Below are 18048 nucleotides of genomic sequence, written 5' to 3' on the forward strand. Positions count from 1 at the left end.
ATCGAACATTTCAGATTCCTAGGTCAAAAGTCATGCCAGAGGGTACGAACCATAAATGTCATGAATATGTCCATCTTGCACAAACAACGATGGATTTTTTATCTGTAACATTGTATAATATAAGAGTCTATTCATCGTGCACGCGCGTGTACAGATTCACAGAGAAAAGGTGGGATTCCTCATGAGACTATCCAATGTATCCAAACGCTGTAAACTCCTGGCGCTCGGCGCTGCTGCGGTGCTGAGTCTCGGCCTCATGGCCGGCTGCGGCTCCAGCGACCAGTCGTCTTCCTCGGGCAGCGGCAAGACCTACAAGATCGGCATTGTCCAGCTCGTCGAGCACAATGCGCTCGACGCCGCCAACAAGGGCTTTGTCGATGGCCTCAAGGAACGCGGCTTCGAAGAGGGCAAGAACATCACGATCGACCGCCAGAACGCACAGGCCGATCAGTCGAACCTCCAGAACATCGCCCAGCGCTTCGTCAGCGCGAAGATGGACCTGATCTGCGCCATCGCGACGCCAGCAGCGCAGACGATGGCCAACGCCACGCATGACATCCCGATCGTCGGCACGGCCATCACCGATTATGAGGGCGCGAAACTCGTCGCCTCCAACAAGGAACCGAAGGGCAACGTCACCGGCACGAGCGACATGAACCCGGTCAAGGAACAGATTGACCTGCTGCTGAAGATCAAGCCGGACGCCAAGACGATCGGCACGGTCTACTGCTCGAGCGAAGTCAACTCGGAAGTCCAGGTCAAGGCCATGAAGGAGTACGCCGAATCAAAGGGCCTGACGGTCAAGGTCGCGACGATCTCCACGGTCAATGACATCCAGCAGGCAGCGCAGAGCCTCATCGGCTCCGTCGACGCCTTCTACGAGCCGACCGACAACATCATCGCCTCGGCCATGCCGACACTCATCGACATCACGAACGCCGCCAAGGTCCCCGTCATCTGCGGTGAGCCGAACATGGTCAAGGCAGGCGGCCTCGCCACCTACGGCATCGACTACTACAAGCTCGGCGTCCAGACGGGCCACATGGCAGCCGACATTCTCGAGGGCAAGAAGCCTGCTTCCATGCCGATCGAGATGGCCAAGGACCTCAAAGTCACGGTCAACAAGGCCAACGCTGCTCTGCTCGGCATCACCTTCCCAGAGGATGTCCTCAAGGATGCTGACGTCATCGAATGAGCCGGATGAGGCACTGCAAGTAAGGAGAACAACATGGATCTAGTCATATCCACTGTTTCACAGGGGCTGCTCTGGGCGCTGCTCGCCATCGGCGTCTATCTGACGTTCCGCGTGCTCGACATCGCGGACCTCACCGTCGAGGGCAGCTTCCCTCTAGGGGCAGCCACGGCCGCCACGCTGCTGACGGCCGGCTACCACCCCATCGCGGCAATCCTCGCGGCCTGCGCCGCGGGCATGCTCGGCGGCGTCGTCACAGGCTTCCTCTGCACGAAGCTCAAGATCCCGGCGCTGCTCGCCGGCATCCTGACGATGATCGCGCTCTACTCGGTCAACCTGCGCATCATGGGCAAGGCAAACCTGCCGCTCCTGCAACAGGACACGATCTTCACGATCTGGCAGTTCACCGGCCTCGACAAGAGCATGACGACGCTCGTCATCGGCGCCATCATCGTCCTGATCGTCGCCGTGCTCAACTACTGGTTCTTCGGCACGGAGATCGGCGCCGCCGTCCGCGCGACGGGCAATAACCCGCACATGATCCGCGCCAACGGCATCAACACCGACGCCATGGTCGTGCTCGGCCTGCTGCTCTCGAACGGCCTCGTCGCCATGTCCGGCGCCCTCGTCGCGCAGAGCAACGGCTTCGCCGATGTCGGCATGGGCGTCGGCACGATTGTCATCGGTCTCGCCTCCGTCATCATCGGCGAGGTGCTCTTCGGCACGAGGAGCTTCAAGAACTGCCTGATTTCCGTCATCCTCGGCTCCATCGTCTACCGCGCCGTCATCGCCGCGGTCCTGCAGATGGGCATGCCGCCGAATGACCTCAAGCTCTTCACGGCCATCCTCGTCGCCATCGCGCTCTCGCTGCCACTCATACAGGCACGCTTCAACGCATTGCGGAAGGCGGTGAAGAAATAATGCTCGACATCAAGCACATCTCTAAGACATTCAACCCCGGCACGATCACCGAGAAATTGGCCCTGCACGACGTGAGTCTCCACCTTGACGCAGGCGACTTCGTCACCGTCATCGGCGGCAACGGCGCGGGCAAGTCGACGCTGATGAACTCCATCGCGGGCACCTATCCCGTCGACGAGGGCACCATCGAGATTGCCGGCACCGACATCACGAAGTGGCCGGAGCACAAGCGCGCCAAGTTCATCGGCCGCGTCTTCCAGGACCCGATGATGGGCACAGCGGCCGGCATGATGATCGAAGAAAACCTCGCCATCGCCGCCCGTCGCGGGCGCCGCCCGACCTTGCGCTGGAGCTCGTCCTCAAAGGACCGCGAGCACTTCCGCGAACTCCTCGCAGGGCTCAAGCTCGGCCTTGAGGACCGCCTCGAGTCAAAAGTCGGCCTGCTCTCCGGCGGCCAGCGCCAAGCGCTGACCCTCTTGATGGCCACGATGGCCAAGCCGAAGCTCCTGCTGCTCGACGAGCACACAGCCGCCCTCGACCCGAAGACGGCCGAAAAAGTCCTCGGATTGACCGAGAGCATCGTCCGCGAGCAGCAGCTGACCACCCTGATGATCACCCACAACATGCGCGACGCCCTGCGCCTCGGCAACCGCCTGATCATGATGTACAACGGACACATCCTCTTCGACGTCAGCGGCGAAGAAAAAGCACACCTGACCGTCAAGGACCTGCTCGCCATGTTCGAGAAAGCCGCCGGCAGCGAGCTGACAAGCGACAGCCTGCTGCTGAGCTGAGTTAAGAGGCGCACATCCAACAGCGTAGCGCGGGGGCATATATTTCGGCTTCGGCGCTGCCGCTGAATGTGGCCCATGGCACGAATCACATCAAGGCTGTTTCGCCGCCTGCCGCGGCGTTCCGACATCACTGTGCTAAGCAGGGATGTCTTGGGCCACAGCCCTGCGGGCAATCGCTCCGCGCCTGCAGGCGAAATACATGCCCCCGCTTGCAGGCTAGTCGAAACGAGCCTTGCAGGCCCAGAGGGGATGGGCGGGCAAAAGCGGAGCGTTGGCGTCCTGCGTCAAGAATTGATTTTTTTCCCGACAAGAATCCTGTCTAAAGAGCGTCGTCCAAGCGGAGCGCGTTTAGCTCTTTAGGCAGGATTCATTCCTAAGGGAAAAAAATCGATTCAGCAGGACGCCTCAGCGAAGCGTTGCACGCCCATCCCCTCCGGCCCCCACGCATCGATGCTCGATGTAAAAAACAAAGAAGAAGCCAGTTCCATGTAAAAAACATGCATGGAACTGGCTTTTCTGTCGGATGGATTCCGTTGACTCAGAGGTATTCCTCGAAGCGCTCGAGGTCGAGGATGTGAAGATTCTTGCCCTCTACTTTGAGCAGGCCATCCTTTTGCATCGCTGAGAGCTCTCTTGATAGCGACGGGCGCGTGACGGCCAGGTAGGCTGCGAGGTACTCGCGGCTGACGGCGAGCTCGACGTGGCCGTCTGTGTCCATGTTCTGGAACAGGTAGCGCACGATCTTCTCGCGCAGGCTGCCGCTCGCGAGCACCTTGATGCGGCCGTGCATGAAGTAGGCCTTGCGCGCGAAGATGCGCATGAGGTTGCGCTCGACGAGCAGCGCGCTGCGCGAGGGCGATTCATCCTGACTGCTCAGCGTGAAGAAGCGGCTGCCGATCTCCAAGAGCTCCGTCTCCTTCGCCGCCTCGACGTAGATGTCGTAGGGACGCTTGAGCACTTCGTAGACCTCGCCGAACATGTCGCCCGGCTCGTTGACCTCCGAGATGAAGATGCGTCGGCCGGAGAACGTGTCCTTGAGGATGTGCACCTCGCCGCGCAGGAGGATGTAGAGGGAATGCGGCTGATCGCCGTCGTGGAAGACGATCTCGCCTGGCGCAAACACGTGGCGGCGGACCTGGCTCGAGGCCAGAAGTTCCGCAATCTCTGCGTCATCCATGCCCGTCGTCAGGTTGCTGCAGCGCAGGATGGAGGCCACCGGCGCCTCCTGGTTTGACAGGCAGCTGCAGCAGGCCGGGCCTCCCTTTTTCCGGACGGTACTCATCGGCTCATTCCTTGACGAGGAGCTTCTCGATCTCGACGACGTACATCGTGTGGTAGTCGTCCTTGTACCACTTCTCGTCGCAGCTCTTGTCGATGAAGAACTCCGAAGCGAGCGGCTGCGCGTAGAGCTTGCGGCAGAGCATCGTCACGCGCGCCTCGTCGAAGTACGTGCGGCCGTTATCGTGGCGGACCGTCAGGCCGGCCTTCCTGATCTTGTCCTCATCGCGGCCCGAGACCGTGCCGAAGTAGTTCATCATCTTGCGGTACTCCTCCGGGAATACCGACAGAGACAGGCCGTCTGCCTTGTCGACGAATTCCTTCGTGTAGCGCGTCGGACGGATGAAGATGTAGGCCACCGGCTTGCCCCACATGATGCCAAGGCCGCCCCACGAGGCCGTCATCCCGTTCGACTTGCCCTCGTACTCGCCCGTGACGAGCAGCCAGTCCTTGCCGATGACGCGGAACGGGCTCTCGTTGAAATCAAACGGGGAAATCTCTTTTACTGCCATGATGCTCTTCCTTTCTGCTGTACACACCTAAATCATATATCCACATGTTATCCACAAAACACAGGGGATATCCACAGGCCTTCCATGGATATCCCCAGTTTTCTGTGGATAAAGTTTACTTCTTCTCCTCATCCTCGAGCGCATTGTCGAGTGTGTGCCATGCGAGCACGGCGCACTTGACGCGGGCCGGCATGTTCGAGACGTTCTGGAGTGCCAGCGCCTCGTCGAGTTCCTCGAGCTCGCTCTCGTCCGTGATCTCGCGCTTGATCATGCCGATGAACTTCTCAGCAAGTTCCTTGGCCTTCTCGACCTTCTGGCCGCGGATCAGGTCAATCATGATGTCCGTCGAGGCCTGCGAGATGGCACAGCCGACGCCCGTGAAGGAAGCGTCCTTGACGATGCCGTCCTCGATCTGGAGTTCCAGCGTGATCTCATCGCCGCAGCTCGGATTGTGGCCCTTGAGCGCGCACGTCGCATGCGGCAGGTGACGCTTGTTCTCCGGATTGCGGCTGTGCTCGCCGATGAGCTCTGTGTAGATGTCTTCAAGCGCCATAGCCGAGGACCCCCCTTACCTTCTTGAGTGCATCGATCCAGCGGTCGATGTCCTCGCGCGTGTTGTAGAGATAGAAGCTGGCGCGGCAGCTCGCGTTCTGACCGAGGTAGCGGTGCAGCGGCTGTGCGCAGTGATGGCCGGCGCGGACTGCGACGCCGTAGCTGTCGAGGATGCTCGCCACATCGTGCGGATGGACGTCCTTGACGTTGAAGGCGATGATGCCCGTCTTGTTGTCGCGCGTCGTATCGCAGCCGTAGAGCTCGATGTACGGCAGCTCGCGCAGCTGCGGCAGCGCGTAGTCGACGAGGTCCTTCTCGATGGCCTCGATGCGGTCGAACGTGATCGTCTCGAGGTAGTCGATGGCCGCCGTCAGGCCGGCTGCGCCGCCGACGTTCTGCGTGCCCGCCTCGAATTTGGCCGGCAGCTCAGCGTACGTCGTATCCTGCTCCTCGACGTACTCAATCATGTCGCCGCCGCGCAGGAACGGTGGCATCGCGTCGAGGATGTCGTACTTGCCGTAGAGCACGCCGATGCCCATCGGCGAGAGCATCTTGTGGCCGGAGAACGCAAAGAAGTCGCAGTCGAGGTCGCGGACATCGACCTTCATGTGTGCCACGCTCTGCGAGCCGTCGACGATGGCGACAGCGCCGACGCTGTGCGCCTTCTTGACAATCTTCTTGACGTCGTTCTTGAGGCCCAGTACATTTGAGACCTGCGTCACGGCGACGATCTTCGTCTTCTCCGTGATCTTCGTCTCGATGTCCTCATCCGATAGGTTGCCGTCTTTCTCCAGATAGATGTACTTGAGCGTCGCGCCCGTCGTCTTGGCAACGAACTGCCACGGCACGAGGTTGCTGTGATGCTCCGTGATCGAGATGACAATCTCATCGCCGGCTTTGACATTGTGCAGGCCGTAGCTGTAGGCGACGAGGTTCAGCGCCTCCGTCGCATTCTTGGTGAAGATGATCTCCTCGGGGCGGGCCGCATTGATGAACTTCGCCGTGCGCGCACGCGCATTTTCATAGATCTCCGTCGCCTTGACCGAGAGCGCGTAGGCGCCACGGTGCGGATTGGCGTTGCAGCCGCCGTAGTAGCCGCAGATAGCCTTGATGATCTGCTCCGGCTTCTGCGTCGTCGCGCCGTTGTCGAGATAAGCAATCTGTTTCCCGTTCATCTCCATCTTGAGAAGCGGGAAATCCTTCAAGAATTCCTGTGCATCAGCCATTTGAAAGTCTCCTCTGCAAATACGTATCGATCTCTGCCTTGAGCTCCGCATCCGGGATGCGGTCGAGCACCGGATTGAACGAGGCCTCGACGACGAGGCGCTGTGCCTCCGCGAGGTCAAGGCCGCGGCTCATGAGGTAGAAGAGCTTGTCTTCATCCATCTTGCCGACGGAAACGGCATGGTGGCCGTCCACATCGTCCTCATGCGAGAGCATGATCGGCACGCTGCGGTTGCGGACGTTCGGGGAGAGCAGGACGACTTCTTCGTCCTCGCGGCCGACCGAGCCCTTCGAGCCCTCGAGGAAGTCGAGCGTGCCGCGGAAGATCTTCTCGCTCTTGCCGAGCAGGGCGCCGCGCACCTGCATGTTCGCATCCGTGCGGCGGCCGCCCTGGCGGATGACGTAGTTGAGGTCGATGACGCTCTCGCCATCGCCGAAGTAGAGGCCCCAGATGTCGGCCTTCGAGTCATCACCGACGAGGTCGACGTGGAGCTCCGTCGCCGTATGGCGCGCGCCAGCCTCGACGACCGTGTAGGCAAAGGTCGCGCCCTTGCCGACAAATACCTTGACGCGGCAGGTGTAGAGCGCATCGTCCGGCACGAGCTGGGCATTGACGAGGTGGAGCTTCGCGCCCTCCTCGATATGCACCTGCAGCTCGTACTGGCCGCCCTCGCGCTGCGTCAGCACGACTTCATCCTCCTTGCCCGCTTCGACAAGGATCTTCTGCGTCTTTACATGTTCATTGATATCAGCCGGAATCCTGCTCTCATTGACGCCGAGCCAGCGCCAGGTACGCATGGGTATCCGGGAGAATGTCGTAAGCTCTGCCATATCAGCCCATCGTCCCTTCTAATTCAATGTTGACCAGGTTATTCATCTCTACGGCGTACTCGAGCGGCAGCTCCTTGGCAATCGGCTCGACGAAGCCGCGCACGATCATCGCACGCGCCTCGTCCTCATCGATGCCGCGGGAGGTCAGGTAGAAGATGGCCTCATCGCTGATGCGGCCAATCTTTGCCTCATGCCCGATATCTGCCTCATCGCCCTCGATGTCCATGACCGGCAGCGTGTCGCTGCGCGACGCATTGTCGAGCATCAGCGATTCGCAGTTGACCGAGCACTTCGCAAACGGTGCGCGGCGCGTGACCTTGACGGCGCTGCGGTACGTCGCCATGCCGCCCGCCTTCGAGATCGTGCGCGTGTTAATGTTGGCCGACGTGTGCGGGGCCGCGTGGATGACGCTGGCACCCGTGTCGAGGTTCTGGCCCTTCGAGGCGAACGTGACGCCTGTGAACTCGCAGCGCGCATTCTCGCCGTGCAGGATGCTGCACGGGTAGAGGCACGAGACATGCGAGCCAAAGGAGCCCGATACCCACTCGATGATGCCGTCCTTCTCGACGAGCGCGCGCTTCGTGTTGAGGTTCATCATGTTGCGCGACCAGTTCTCGATCGTCGAGTAACGCAGGCGCGCGCCCTCCTTGACGAAGAGCTCGACGCAGCCAGCGTGCAGGTTCGTGACGTTGTACTTCGGTGCGGAGCAGCCCTCGATGAAGTGCAGGCTCGCGTTCTTCTCGACGATGATCAGCGTGTGCTCGAACTGGCCGGCACCTGCCGCATTGAGGCGGAAGTACGACTGCAGCGGGATCTCCACATGGACGCCTTCCGGCACGTAGACGAAGGAGCCGCCAGACCAGACGGCACCGTGCAGCGCCGCGAACTTGTGGTCCTTCGGCGGCACGAGCGTCATGAAGTACTCCTTGACGACATCCTCGTGCTCGCGGATGGCCGTCTCCATGTCCGTGTAGATGACGCCCTGCTTGACGAGGTCATCCTGGATGCTGTGGTAGACGACTTCCGAGTCGTACTGCGCGCCGACACCGGCGAGACTCTGCTTCTGCTCCGCCTCCGGGATGCCGAGGCGATCGAACGTGTTCTTGATGTCCGTCGGCACATCCTGCCAGTTGCCCGTCATCTTGGCATCCGGCTGGACGTAGGTGACGATGTCGTCCATGTTGAGCTCCGAGAGGTCCGGGCCCCAGGTCGGCAGCGCCAGGGAATTGTAGACCGCGAGGGACTTGAGGCGGAAGTCGAGCATCCACTGCGGGTCGTTCTTGCGCTTCGAGATATCGCGGATGATGTCTTCCGTCAGGCCGCTCTGCGTCTTGTAGACGGAGTGGTCCTCATCCTTGATGTCGTAGAGCGTACGCTCGATGTCCTCGACGTACGTCTTCTTTTTCGGTACAAATTTTTCTTCAGCCATCGCACGCCTCACTTTTCTGCCTGGGCGTCAAGGATGTGCGTGAAGCCGCGGCGGTTGATGTCATCGATGAGTTCCGGGCCACCCTCTTCGACAATCTCGCCGTTGATGAGCACGTGGACCTTGTCGACCTTGAGCTTCTCGAGGATGCGCGTGTTGTGGGTGATGATCAGGCAGCTGTTGTCCTCGTTGTGGAACTTCGCGACGCCTTCGGAAACGATCTGCACGGCATCGACATCGAGGCCGGAATCCGTCTCATCGAGCAGTGCGAGCTTCGGGTTGAGCATCAGGAGCTGCAGGATCTCCGTGCGCTTCTTCTCGCCGCCCGAGAAGCCGACATTCATGTAGCGCTCCGCGTACTCCGGCTTCATCTTGAGCTCTTCCATCGTCTCCTTGAGCTGGCGGCGGAACGGGACGATCTTGACGCGCTCGCCAGAGATGGCCTGCTTCGACGTGCGGATCATGTTCTCGACCGTGATGCCCGGGATCTCCTCCGGCGTCTGGAACGAGAGGAACAGTCCCTTGCGCGCGCGCTCGAACGTCTTGAGGCCTGTGATGTCCTCGCCCTCGAAGGACATCGTGCCGGACGTGACCTCGTACTTCGGATGGCCCATGATGATGTTCATCAGCGTCGATTTGCCGGAGCCGTTCGGTCCGAGGATGACGTGCACCTCCCCCTTGCCTACCGACAGACTCAGGCCCTTGAGGATTTCCTTGCCTTCGACACCAGCATGGAGATCCTTGATTTCCAAAAGATTCTCAGCCATATGTAAAACTCTCCTTTAAGACTTAAGATATATGCTCGGATCGTAATCCTTACAAAAATACTCGGGATTGATGATTTCATTTTATGGCCTGTGCGCCAAAAAGTCAATAGCAATAGCCATCTTCTATAAACTTCATCTATATCTATGTGATTTTCCCATAATAAATATCCCCCGGCATAGCCGGGGGTTTTATATTTACGGCCTTATAAGGCCTCTGCTTACCAGCTGCGCTTAAAAGCGCTTGTCGGTCCGTCATACGCTTACTATTTCCGGCTACCCGTAAACGGGTCTGTCATATCCAGTACCAACTGTTCCGACATGTAATCTTCCTTCAGCTGGTTCTGAATGTATTCCGTTATTTTCTTTTCGTTCTTGCCTACCGTACTTACATAGTACCCTCGACACCAAAAGCTTCGATTTCTATATTTGTACTTCATATTCCCCCATTTCTCGTAAATCATCAAACTGCTCTTCCCCTTCAAAAAGCCCATAAAATTAGACACGCTAATCTTTGGCGGTACCTCAACTAAAATATGGATGTGGTCAGGACAGGCCTCGGCTTCTAACAAGTTCACCTGTTTCCACCGACACAGTTCCCTTAAGATTTGACCAATCTCGTACCGCTTCTGACCATAAAAGACCTTTCTTCTGTATTTAGGGGCAAATACAATATGATATTTACACTCCCATTTTGTATGTGATAAACTATGTACATCGTGATCTTTCATTACGATATACCTCCTTTGTCGTATTGGTTGCAGTTGACGGACCGCAACTTCATACTTCAAGGGAGGTTTATTAAATCCTTTAAAGACTCATCGCTAAAGCTTTATCGAGCCCCTGGTCTAACCAGGGGTTTTCTATATACAAAAAGGAGCTTCCCATCGGGAAGCTCCTCTGACAATCATCAGTTCAGGAAGTCAAAGTGGCGCGTGAGCGAGGCCGCGATGCCATCCTCGTTGTTCGACAGCGTGATCTCATCGGCCATCTCCTTGAGCTCGGGGCAGGCATTGCCCATCGCGACGCCGCGGCCCGCGAAATCGAGCATGCTCATGTCGTTCTGCGCGTCGCCGAAGGCCATGACCTCGCTGCGCTCAATGCCGAGGCGCTCACAGACGCGCGCGAGCGAACTCGACTTGCTGACGCCCTTGACCGTCGCCTCGTAGAACCACGGTGCCGACTGGACGAAGGATAATTCATCCTCAAAGCCGCGGCGAATATCAGCGAGGCGCGGCACGAGGATCTCGTTCGGCGCCGCTGTCAGGATCTTGACGGGCGAGAAGCCGCGCGCCTCGACGGCATCGGCGATGTTCTCGACGATCTCGATCTTGAGGTTGTTGTTGCGGCTCTCATCCTGCACCTTGTGGCGGTTTGCATCCGTCGTGAAGATCGATTCCCCGTCGTCGACGATTGGCGAGAGCTCTGGATAGGCTTCGAGGTGGCGCAGGAAGCGCAGCGCCGTCGCGCGCTCGATGGCCTGGTCGAAGAGGATCTCCCCCGTCGTCGCATCCTGGATGCGTCCGCCGTTGTACGAGAGCAGCAGTCCGTGGTAGTCCTTGAGGTCGAGAGCGTCTGCCTCGCGCGAGAGGCCCGGCGCCTGGCGGCCCGAGGCCAGCACGACCATCACGCCGTGCTGCTGGACGGCGAGTAGTGCCTCTCTCGTCTTCTCCGTGATCTTCTTCTCGTCGTTATTCAGCGTGCCATCGAGGTCGAGGGCAATCATCTTGTACATCGCGCGTGTCCATCCTTTCACTGTGTCACCGTGTCACTGTACTCTGCCATTTCTGCAATCGCGAATAGTATAGCAGAAATCGCCCCGCGCATCAATCCACAGAAGCCTCTGACAGGAAACTGGCAGGAAAAAGTTCATCGCATATCGAATTATCATCTTAAATCACTATCGCAATCACAGCAAAATCACAGCAAGGAAGTCGATATCTATGGTAACCATCAAACAGATTGCCGAACTCTGCGGCGTCTCGCGCGGCACGGTCGACCGCGTGCTCAACGGCCGCGGCAAGGTCAAGCCGGAAAAGGAGCGGCTCGTCCTCGAAATGGCCGCCAAACTCAACTACCATCCCAACCCGGCGGGCAAGGCGCTCGCCGCTCGCAAGAAGCACCCCGTCGTCGGCGTCCTGCTGCTCTCTGAAGGCGTCCACTTCTTCGATGACGTCCTGCACTCCATGCACCGGCTCGCAGACAAGTACGGCTCCTACGGCCTCAAGGTCATCTGGCGCAGCATGCGCGGCTTCGATATCGACAAACAGTGTGCCATGATCGATGAACTCCGCGAACAGGGAATCAACGCGCTGATCATCGACCCGCTCAACCATCCGCGCATCGTCGAGAAGATCGACGAGTGCGTGGATGCCAATATCTTCGTCGTCACGCTCAACAACGACGTCGAGACGTCCAAGCGCCACTGCTACGTCGGACCAGACTACCCCAACGGAGGCCGGACAGCCGCGGCCCTGCTGCGCATGATCCACCCGCAGGCACTCCATACGGGCGTCCTGCTCGGCTCGCTGCAGATGCTCGGCCACCGCCAGCGCCTCGACGGCTTTCTCGAAACCATGCAGGGCCATCCCGATTTCCACTTCTGCGGCGTTGAGGAGACCGAGGACGACGACATGATCGCCTACGAGAAGGTGCGCCAGCTCCTGCTCGACCATCCCGAACTCAACTCATTCTTTGTCATCTCGGCCGGTGCCTACGGCGCCGCCCGCGCCGTCCTCGCCTCGAGGCGCGAGGACATCACGATGATCGTCTTCGACACCATCCCGACGACAATCGAGATGATGAAGAAGGGCGTCATCCAGGCCGCCATCTACCAGCACCCGCATCAGCAGGGCCAGCGAGCCATGCTGATCGTCTTCGACTACCTCGTCAACGGCATCGAGCCGGAGCGCGACAAGTACATCATGCGCAACGAGATCCGCATCCTGCAGAATGCCGAAGGCTGACCGAACAGATAATCGTTAATCGTACAACAAAAGGCGCATCCCGTTCCAGAAGGAATGGGATGCGCCTTTTATATATAGGTGTATGGATACAAGGGGAATCAGAGTGTCAGCAGATCTCGACGAGGTTCATGCCCAGCATCGTGCCAAGGTCATGGATCTGCTCTTCCGTGATGCGGAACGAGAGGACCGTGTGGTGGCCGCCGCCAGCATGGATCCACTCCGTCGCACCCTTCTTGAGGCCGACTTTCGGCGTCCAGAGCTGCTTTGCAACCGGCAGATGCGGCGTCTCGGCCTCAGCCTTGCGGCAGTCGACCGGATAGCTGATGAGGCGGAAGCCATCGCGGAAGTCCGCGACCGTGCAGTCGATGCCGTCGCCGTCAGCGCCCGTGAAGACGAGGCGGGCCGGATCGTCCTTGCCGCCGATGTCGAGCGGATGGACTTCGACGCGCGGTTTGTCGCTGGCAATCGTCGGGTCGACCTCGAGCATGTGTGCGCCAAGGATGGCCTCATGGCCCTTGCGCAGGTCGAGCGTGTAGTCTTCCATGAAGACCGTGCGGTCATTGTGGGCCATGATCTTGAGGAGGCGCGTCAGGGCTGCCGTCTTCCAGTCGCCCTCTGCGCCGAATCCGTAGCCATCGCGCATCAGGAGCTGAGCAGCGAGGCCCGGCAACTGCTTGAGGCCCTTGAGGTCCTCGAAGTTCGTCGTGAAGGCCGTGTAGCCCTTGTCATCGAGGAACTTCTTGATGCCGAGGTACTCGCGCAGCTGATAGCGGACCGAGCTCTCAAACTTCTCCGGGCTGTTCTCCTGCGGATTGAACGTGTACTGTTCCTGCAGTTTCTTGTACTCTGCGTCGATGTCGGCTTCGCTGACACCATCGACGACTTCGACGAGATCGCCGACCGGCCAGTAGTCGACCGTCCAGCCGAGCTGGATCTGCGCCTGGACCTTATCGCCCTCCGTGACAGCTACATTGCGCATCGTATCGCCGAAGCGGCAGACCTTGATGCGGAAGCTCTCGTTGTAGGCGACGGCGACGTCTTCCCACGAAGCGACCTCATCCTGGACTTCTTCATCGCCCCACCAGCCGTAGACAATCTTGTTGTTGAGGCCGAGGCGGGCGTTGAGGTAGCCGTACTCACGGTCGCCATGCGCACTCTGGTTGAGGTTCATGTAATCGAAGTCGATCGTGTCGTACGGGATCTTGTTGAGGTACTGCGTGGCGAGGTGCAGCAGAGGCTTCTGCAGGAGCTTCGTGCCGCGGATCCAGTTCTTCGCCGGGGAGAACGTGTGCATCCAGGTGATGACGCCTGCGACATCGTCGTTGTAGTTGACGTCCTTCATGAACTGCGTGATGCCGTCAGCCGTCGTCATGACGCCCTTGAACTCAATGGGGTACGGCAGCTTGCCGCTCGCATTGAGCTTCTTGACGATATCTTCCGCATCGCGGGCGACGTTCTTGAGCTGCTCCTCGCCATAGAGGAACTGAGAACCTGCGACAAACCAGAATTTATAATCGTGCGTGAGTTTCAACATGATGTTACTTCCCTTCTACTTGTATGTTACCTCCTGCAGCGTACTGCAGGAGGGATTGCTTACTTGTGCGTGGCACCGCTCTTGGATTTGGCGTTATTCTGGCCGTAATAGGCGTTCGCGCCGTGCTTGCGGTAGTAATGCTTGTCGAGCAGGAACTGCGGCACGCGGATATCAGCGCGCGTGAGCTGCAGTGCGTGGTAGTTCATCTCGGCGACAACCTCGAGAATCTTAGCGTTCTCAACGGCCTTCTTGGGGCTTGGCCCCCAGGTGAACGGGCCGTGCTGCTTGACGAGGACGGCCGGCACAGCATCCGGGTCGATGCCGTACTCCTCGAACGTGCGGACGATGACCTTGCCCGTGTTCTCCTCATAGGCTTCCTCGATCTCCTGCTTCGTCAGTGCATCTGTCACGGGGACATCGCCGTAGAACGTGTCGGCATGCGTCGTGCCGAGTGCTTCGATCGGCACACCAGCCTCAGCGAACGAGACGGCCCACTTGGAATGCGTGTGGACGACGGCCTTGATGTTCGGGAATGCCTTGTAGAGCACGAGGTGTGTCATCGTGTCGCTCGACGGGTTCATCTCGCCCTCGACGACATGACCCTCGAGGTCGACAACGACCATGTCCGATGGTTTGAGTTCCTCGTACGGCACACCCGAAGGCTTGATGACAAAGAGGTTCTTCTCGCGGTCGATGCCCGAGACATTGCCCCAGGTGAACGTGACGATGCCGAGCTTCGGCAGCATCATGTTGGCTTCATAGACTTCCTGCTTGAGTTCTTCTAACATATCTGGATTATCCTTTCACGATATCACGATAGGTCACGCATCTGCCGGGTCGGCGACGGCCTTGCCCGCCTCGCGCTCGACGGTGAGACCTGCGCGGTAAGCTGCGATGAACTTCTGGCAGCCGAGGCGGCCTTCTTCCGTCGGCAAGAGTGTCGAGCTCTCGGGGGTGTGGAAGACCTCGTCGTCGAGGAAATCCGCCAGCGCCTTCTCGCCGTGCCACTTGGCAAAGACGGCGAGCACGGCCATGCCCCAGGGGCCGCCCTCTCCTGCCGTCTCCATGACGGTGATCGGCAGGCCAAGGCAGTCCGCAAGGACCTGCTGACCGATGACCGGCGTCTTGAACAGGCCGCCCTGTGCAATCATGACGTCCGTCTGCACGCCCTCCTCCTTGACGAGGATGTCCATGCCGATCTTGAGCGGGGCGAAGCAGCCGTAGAGCTGGGCGAGCATGAAGTTCGCGAGATTCATGTGACTGTGCGGCGCGCGCACGAAGAGCGGGCGCCCCGTCTCCACATCCGTGATGTTCTCGCCGGACAGGCAGCTGTAGTTGAGGAGGCCGCCGGCATCGCGGTCTGCGCGTTGCGAGACTTCAAACAGCGTCCGGTAGAGCTTCGCTGGCGTCTGGCCATGGCCGATGAGCTCGGCGAACTCGCCGAAGAGCTGGACCCAGGCGTTGAGATCGCTCGAGCAGTTATTGGTGTGGACCATCGCGACGGGAGCGCCGTCCGGCGTCGTCACGATGTCGATGTCGCGGTGCACAGCCTTGAGCGGCGCATCGAGGACATTCATCGAGAAGGCCGACGTGCCGACCGAGATGTTGCCCGTGCGCTTGCGCACGGCGTTTGTCGCGACCATGCCAGTGCCGGCATCGCCCTCAGGCGGTGCCATCAGCGCGCCCGGCTGCAGCTTGCCCGTCGGGTCGAGCAGCCATGCGCCTTCCTTCGTCAGCTGGCCGGCAGACTTGCCGGCGCGCAGCGGCTTCGGCAGGATGTCGGCGAGCTTCCACGGATAGCGCTTGACCTCGTCGAGGCCGCCAAACGCTTCCATCATCGCAGCGTCGTACGTGCCCGTCTGTTCGTCAATCGGGAACATGCCCGAGGCATCGCCGATGCCGAGCACCTTCTCACCGCTGAGCTGCCAGTGCACATAGCCGGCCAGCGTCGTCAGGAACGCGATATCCTTGACATGCTCTTCCCCATTGAGGATGGCCTGATAGAGATGCGCGATGCTCCAGCGCTGCGGGATGTTAAAGCCGAAGAGCTCCGTGAGCTTGGCAGCGGACTCACCCGTGATGTTATTGCGCCAGGTCCGGAACGGAGCGAGCTGTTTGCCCGTCTTGTCGAACGGCAGGTAGCCGTGCATCATGGCACTGACGCCAATCGAGCCGATTGTCTTGATCTCCACGTGGTAGCGGCTCTGCACATCAGCCGTCAGGCTGTGAAACGCGTCCTCGATGCCGAGCCAGACCTTTGCAAGGTCGTACGTCCAGATGCCGTTCTCCAGCTGATTCTCCCAGCCGTAGCTCGTCGAAGCCAGCGTCTCGCACGCTTCATTGACCAGAACCATCTTTATGTTCGTCGAACCGAGCTCGAGGCCCAGGGCTGTGCGGCCCGCCTCAATTGCTTCGGCATTTTTCTTTAAATCCATGGTAAACCTTCCCTTTGCAATATCCCTATCCAATTACTGGATTGCCATCAGGCATTGTGCACCGATGCATTTGCAGATTTCTTCGTGCCAGCAGCTTCGATTTCTTCGAGCGTATGGCCACGCGTCTCCGGAACGCAATTGCGAATGAAGCATACACCAAGCATGCAGATAACACCGAAGATTGCAAAGACCGTTGCCTGTGAGAGCGACGCGGTCATGATTGGGAACAGCAGGCCGACAAGGAACGAGCCAATCCAGTTGAACGACGAAGCAAGGCCTGCAGCACGGCCACGGATGGCCAGCGGGAAGATTTCGCCGACGATAACCCAGGTGAGCGGAGCCCACGTAAAGGAGTAAAACGCAACATAGATGCAGAGGAAGAAGACAATCATCATCGGATCAGCATTTGGGATGATGCTGTTGATAACAGCCGGCAGGATGAATGAAAGGCCCATAATCGTGCCGCCAACCGTCAGCAGCGTGCGGCGGTTGAACTTATCAGCAATGACGAGGAAAATCAGCGAACCGAGGACGAGCAAGACACCCTGGATGATCGGCCACATGAGCTGGGAGCTTGCAGCCTGGCCCGTTGCCTTCTCGACAATCAACGGGATATAGTAGAAAATCGCATTAGCACCCTGGAACTGCTGGAATGCAGCAACGCCGACACCGGCAGTTACGAGATAGCGGTATTTATCTGAGAACAGCGTGGCAAGCGACGGCTCTTTGAGATTGGCTTCCGTAGCCGTCATATTTTTGATATCAGCAAGTTCTGCCTCAACTTCATCTTTCGTATTACGAATGTACCCGAGCACACGGCGAGCCTCATCGACGAGACCATGCTTCACGAGGAAACGCGGGGATTCCGGCAGGCGCAGGACGCCGAGGAAGAGGATGATGGCCGGTACAGCAGCAAGGCCGAGCATCAGGCGCCATGCCATCGTCTCAGGCAGGTCCTTGAGCAGGAAGTCGACGACGTAAGAGAGCAGCATGCCCGAGACGATCATCGTCTGGTTGATGCCCGAAAGGCGGCCGCGCAGATGAGCCGGTGCCATCTCCGACATGTAAGCCGGGACGAGAGCGGAAGCCGCGCCGACGGCGAGGCCCAGGAGGATGCGCACGCCGATGAGGTAATACTCACCATTATGCGGCGCAATACCAGAGAGGATAGAGCCGATGACGAAGATGATAGCCGAGATAAGGATCATCTTACGGCGGCCGAGACGGTCCGAAAGCTGTCCCGCCATTGCACCGCCAAAAATTGCACCAAACATAACTGCCGATGTAATCCAACCGATGATGCTGGCATTGCCCTGCAAGCTCCAGTCATTCTGCAGGAACGGCAGCGCGCCGGTCATGACGCCGATGTCATAACCGAAGAGAATGCCGCCGAAAGATCCAAAGAAATAAATGAATGCGCTGGAGATCTTCTTCTCCGGTGCATTTCCTGTGCTTGTTACCATTTCTTGTCTCTCCTTTGTTTAAAATTCATTGGTTAGGCTCATTTGTGTTCGAGCACATTTCATGATTTAAATATAGCACCGGCCGCTCTGTTTGTCAATCTATTTTTATTGTTTTTAATTTCTTGTTGACTTAAATGATTATAGGTTGTTTTCTGA

General features: G+C 58.8%; 17 protein-coding genes. 4 read left to right on the plus strand and 13 right to left on the minus strand.

The window, feature by feature from the left end; translation table 11 throughout:
* The first annotated feature begins 181 nt into the window (after window positions 1-181).
* From QDI87_RS06990 to QDI87_RS07000, 3 genes are read left to right on the plus strand one after another with little or no spacing between them, the layout of a single operon-like run.
* Complete coding sequence (locus QDI87_RS06990; RefSeq protein ID WP_055160389.1) at window positions 182-1195, plus strand: ABC transporter substrate-binding protein; 1014 nt, start codon at window positions 182-184, stop codon at window positions 1193-1195.
* A 33-nt stretch (window positions 1196-1228) separates the two neighbouring features.
* Entirely contained in the window at window positions 1229-2113 is an 885-nt protein-coding gene (locus QDI87_RS06995) for an ABC transporter permease (RefSeq protein ID WP_055160392.1), read from the plus strand.
* Entirely contained in the window at window positions 2113-2907 is a 795-nt protein-coding gene (locus tag QDI87_RS07000; RefSeq protein ID WP_036378446.1) for an ABC transporter ATP-binding protein, read from the plus strand. The genes QDI87_RS06995 and QDI87_RS07000 overlap by 1 nt, the downstream gene beginning before the upstream one ends.
* A 538-nt stretch (window positions 2908-3445) precedes the next feature.
* Here the strand turns inward: QDI87_RS07000 and QDI87_RS07005 are convergent.
* The 9 genes from QDI87_RS07005 to QDI87_RS07045 all read right to left on the minus strand — a co-directional run bounded on the left by QDI87_RS07005 (window position 3446) and on the right by QDI87_RS07045 (window position 11229).
* Entirely contained in the window at window positions 3446-4189 is a 744-nt protein-coding gene (locus tag QDI87_RS07005; protein ID WP_244881846.1) for a Crp/Fnr family transcriptional regulator, read from the minus strand.
* A 4-nt stretch (window positions 4190-4193) separates the two neighbouring features.
* Window positions 4194-4697, minus strand: a complete 504-nt coding sequence (locus tag QDI87_RS07010) for a flavin reductase family protein (RefSeq protein WP_055160398.1) — start codon at window positions 4695-4697, stop codon at window positions 4194-4196.
* Between the two features lie 115 nt (window positions 4698-4812).
* On the minus strand, window positions 4813-5250 hold the full coding sequence (gene sufU, locus QDI87_RS07015; RefSeq protein ID WP_036378448.1) for a Fe-S cluster assembly sulfur transfer protein SufU: 438 nt from the start codon (window positions 5248-5250) through the stop codon (window positions 4813-4815).
* Entirely contained in the window at window positions 5240-6475 is a 1236-nt protein-coding gene (locus QDI87_RS07020; RefSeq protein WP_278742669.1) for a cysteine desulfurase, read from the minus strand. Before QDI87_RS07020 ends, sufU begins: the two co-directional genes overlap by 11 nt.
* Complete coding sequence (locus QDI87_RS07025) at window positions 6468-7304, minus strand: SufD family Fe-S cluster assembly protein (protein ID WP_278742672.1); 837 nt, start codon at window positions 7302-7304, stop codon at window positions 6468-6470. The genes QDI87_RS07020 and QDI87_RS07025 overlap by 8 nt, the downstream gene beginning before the upstream one ends.
* Before the next feature lies 1 nt (window position 7305).
* Window positions 7306-8733: a Fe-S cluster assembly protein SufB gene (sufB, locus tag QDI87_RS07030; RefSeq protein ID WP_270528696.1), complete on the minus strand. Its 1428-nt coding sequence runs from the start codon at window positions 8731-8733 to the stop codon at window positions 7306-7308.
* A gap of 8 nt (window positions 8734-8741) precedes the next feature.
* The gene (gene sufC, locus QDI87_RS07035; RefSeq protein ID WP_270528695.1) at window positions 8742-9497 is read right to left on the minus strand and encodes a Fe-S cluster assembly ATPase SufC; all 756 of its coding nucleotides are present in this window, start codon (window positions 9495-9497) and stop codon (window positions 8742-8744) included.
* Window positions 9498-9760: 263 nt separating this feature from the next.
* Window positions 9761-10225 carry an IS200/IS605 family transposase gene (tnpA, locus tag QDI87_RS07040; protein ID WP_055161056.1) on the minus strand — a complete coding sequence of 155 codons (465 nt, stop codon included), beginning with the start codon at window positions 10223-10225 and terminating at the stop codon, window positions 9761-9763.
* Window positions 10226-10404: 179 nt separating this feature from the next.
* Complete coding sequence (locus tag QDI87_RS07045) at window positions 10405-11229, minus strand: Cof-type HAD-IIB family hydrolase (protein ID WP_055160412.1); 825 nt, start codon at window positions 11227-11229, stop codon at window positions 10405-10407.
* Between the two features lie 208 nt (window positions 11230-11437).
* Between QDI87_RS07045 and QDI87_RS07050 the strand changes: the two genes are divergently transcribed.
* Entirely contained in the window at window positions 11438-12460 is a 1023-nt protein-coding gene (locus QDI87_RS07050) for a LacI family DNA-binding transcriptional regulator (RefSeq protein WP_278742680.1), read from the plus strand.
* Between the two features lie 106 nt (window positions 12461-12566).
* Here QDI87_RS07050 and araA read toward each other — a convergent pair whose 3' ends face one another.
* The 4 genes from araA to QDI87_RS07070 are packed head-to-tail and all read right to left on the minus strand — an operon-like array spanning window position 12567 to window position 17892.
* Complete coding sequence (gene araA / locus QDI87_RS07055; protein WP_278742683.1) at window positions 12567-13994, minus strand: L-arabinose isomerase; 1428 nt, start codon at window positions 13992-13994, stop codon at window positions 12567-12569.
* A gap of 59 nt (window positions 13995-14053) precedes the next feature.
* Window positions 14054-14782, minus strand: coding sequence for an L-ribulose-5-phosphate 4-epimerase (locus tag QDI87_RS07060; RefSeq protein WP_036378456.1), 729 nt, complete (start codon window positions 14780-14782; stop codon window positions 14054-14056).
* 33 nt (window positions 14783-14815) lie between these two features.
* Window positions 14816-16429, minus strand: coding sequence for a xylulokinase (locus QDI87_RS07065; protein ID WP_278742694.1), 1614 nt, complete (start codon window positions 16427-16429; stop codon window positions 14816-14818).
* A 47-nt stretch (window positions 16430-16476) separates the two neighbouring features.
* Window positions 16477-17892 (minus strand): sugar porter family MFS transporter, encoded by a 1416-nt coding sequence (locus QDI87_RS07070; protein WP_055160422.1) that lies wholly within the window; start codon window positions 17890-17892, stop codon window positions 16477-16479.
* Between the last annotated feature and the right edge of the window lie 156 nt (window positions 17893-18048).

The sequence above is a fragment of the Mitsuokella jalaludinii genome, from assembly GCF_928722185.1.
GTDB classification, from domain to species: domain Bacteria; phylum Bacillota; class Negativicutes; order Selenomonadales; family Selenomonadaceae; genus Mitsuokella; species Mitsuokella jalaludinii.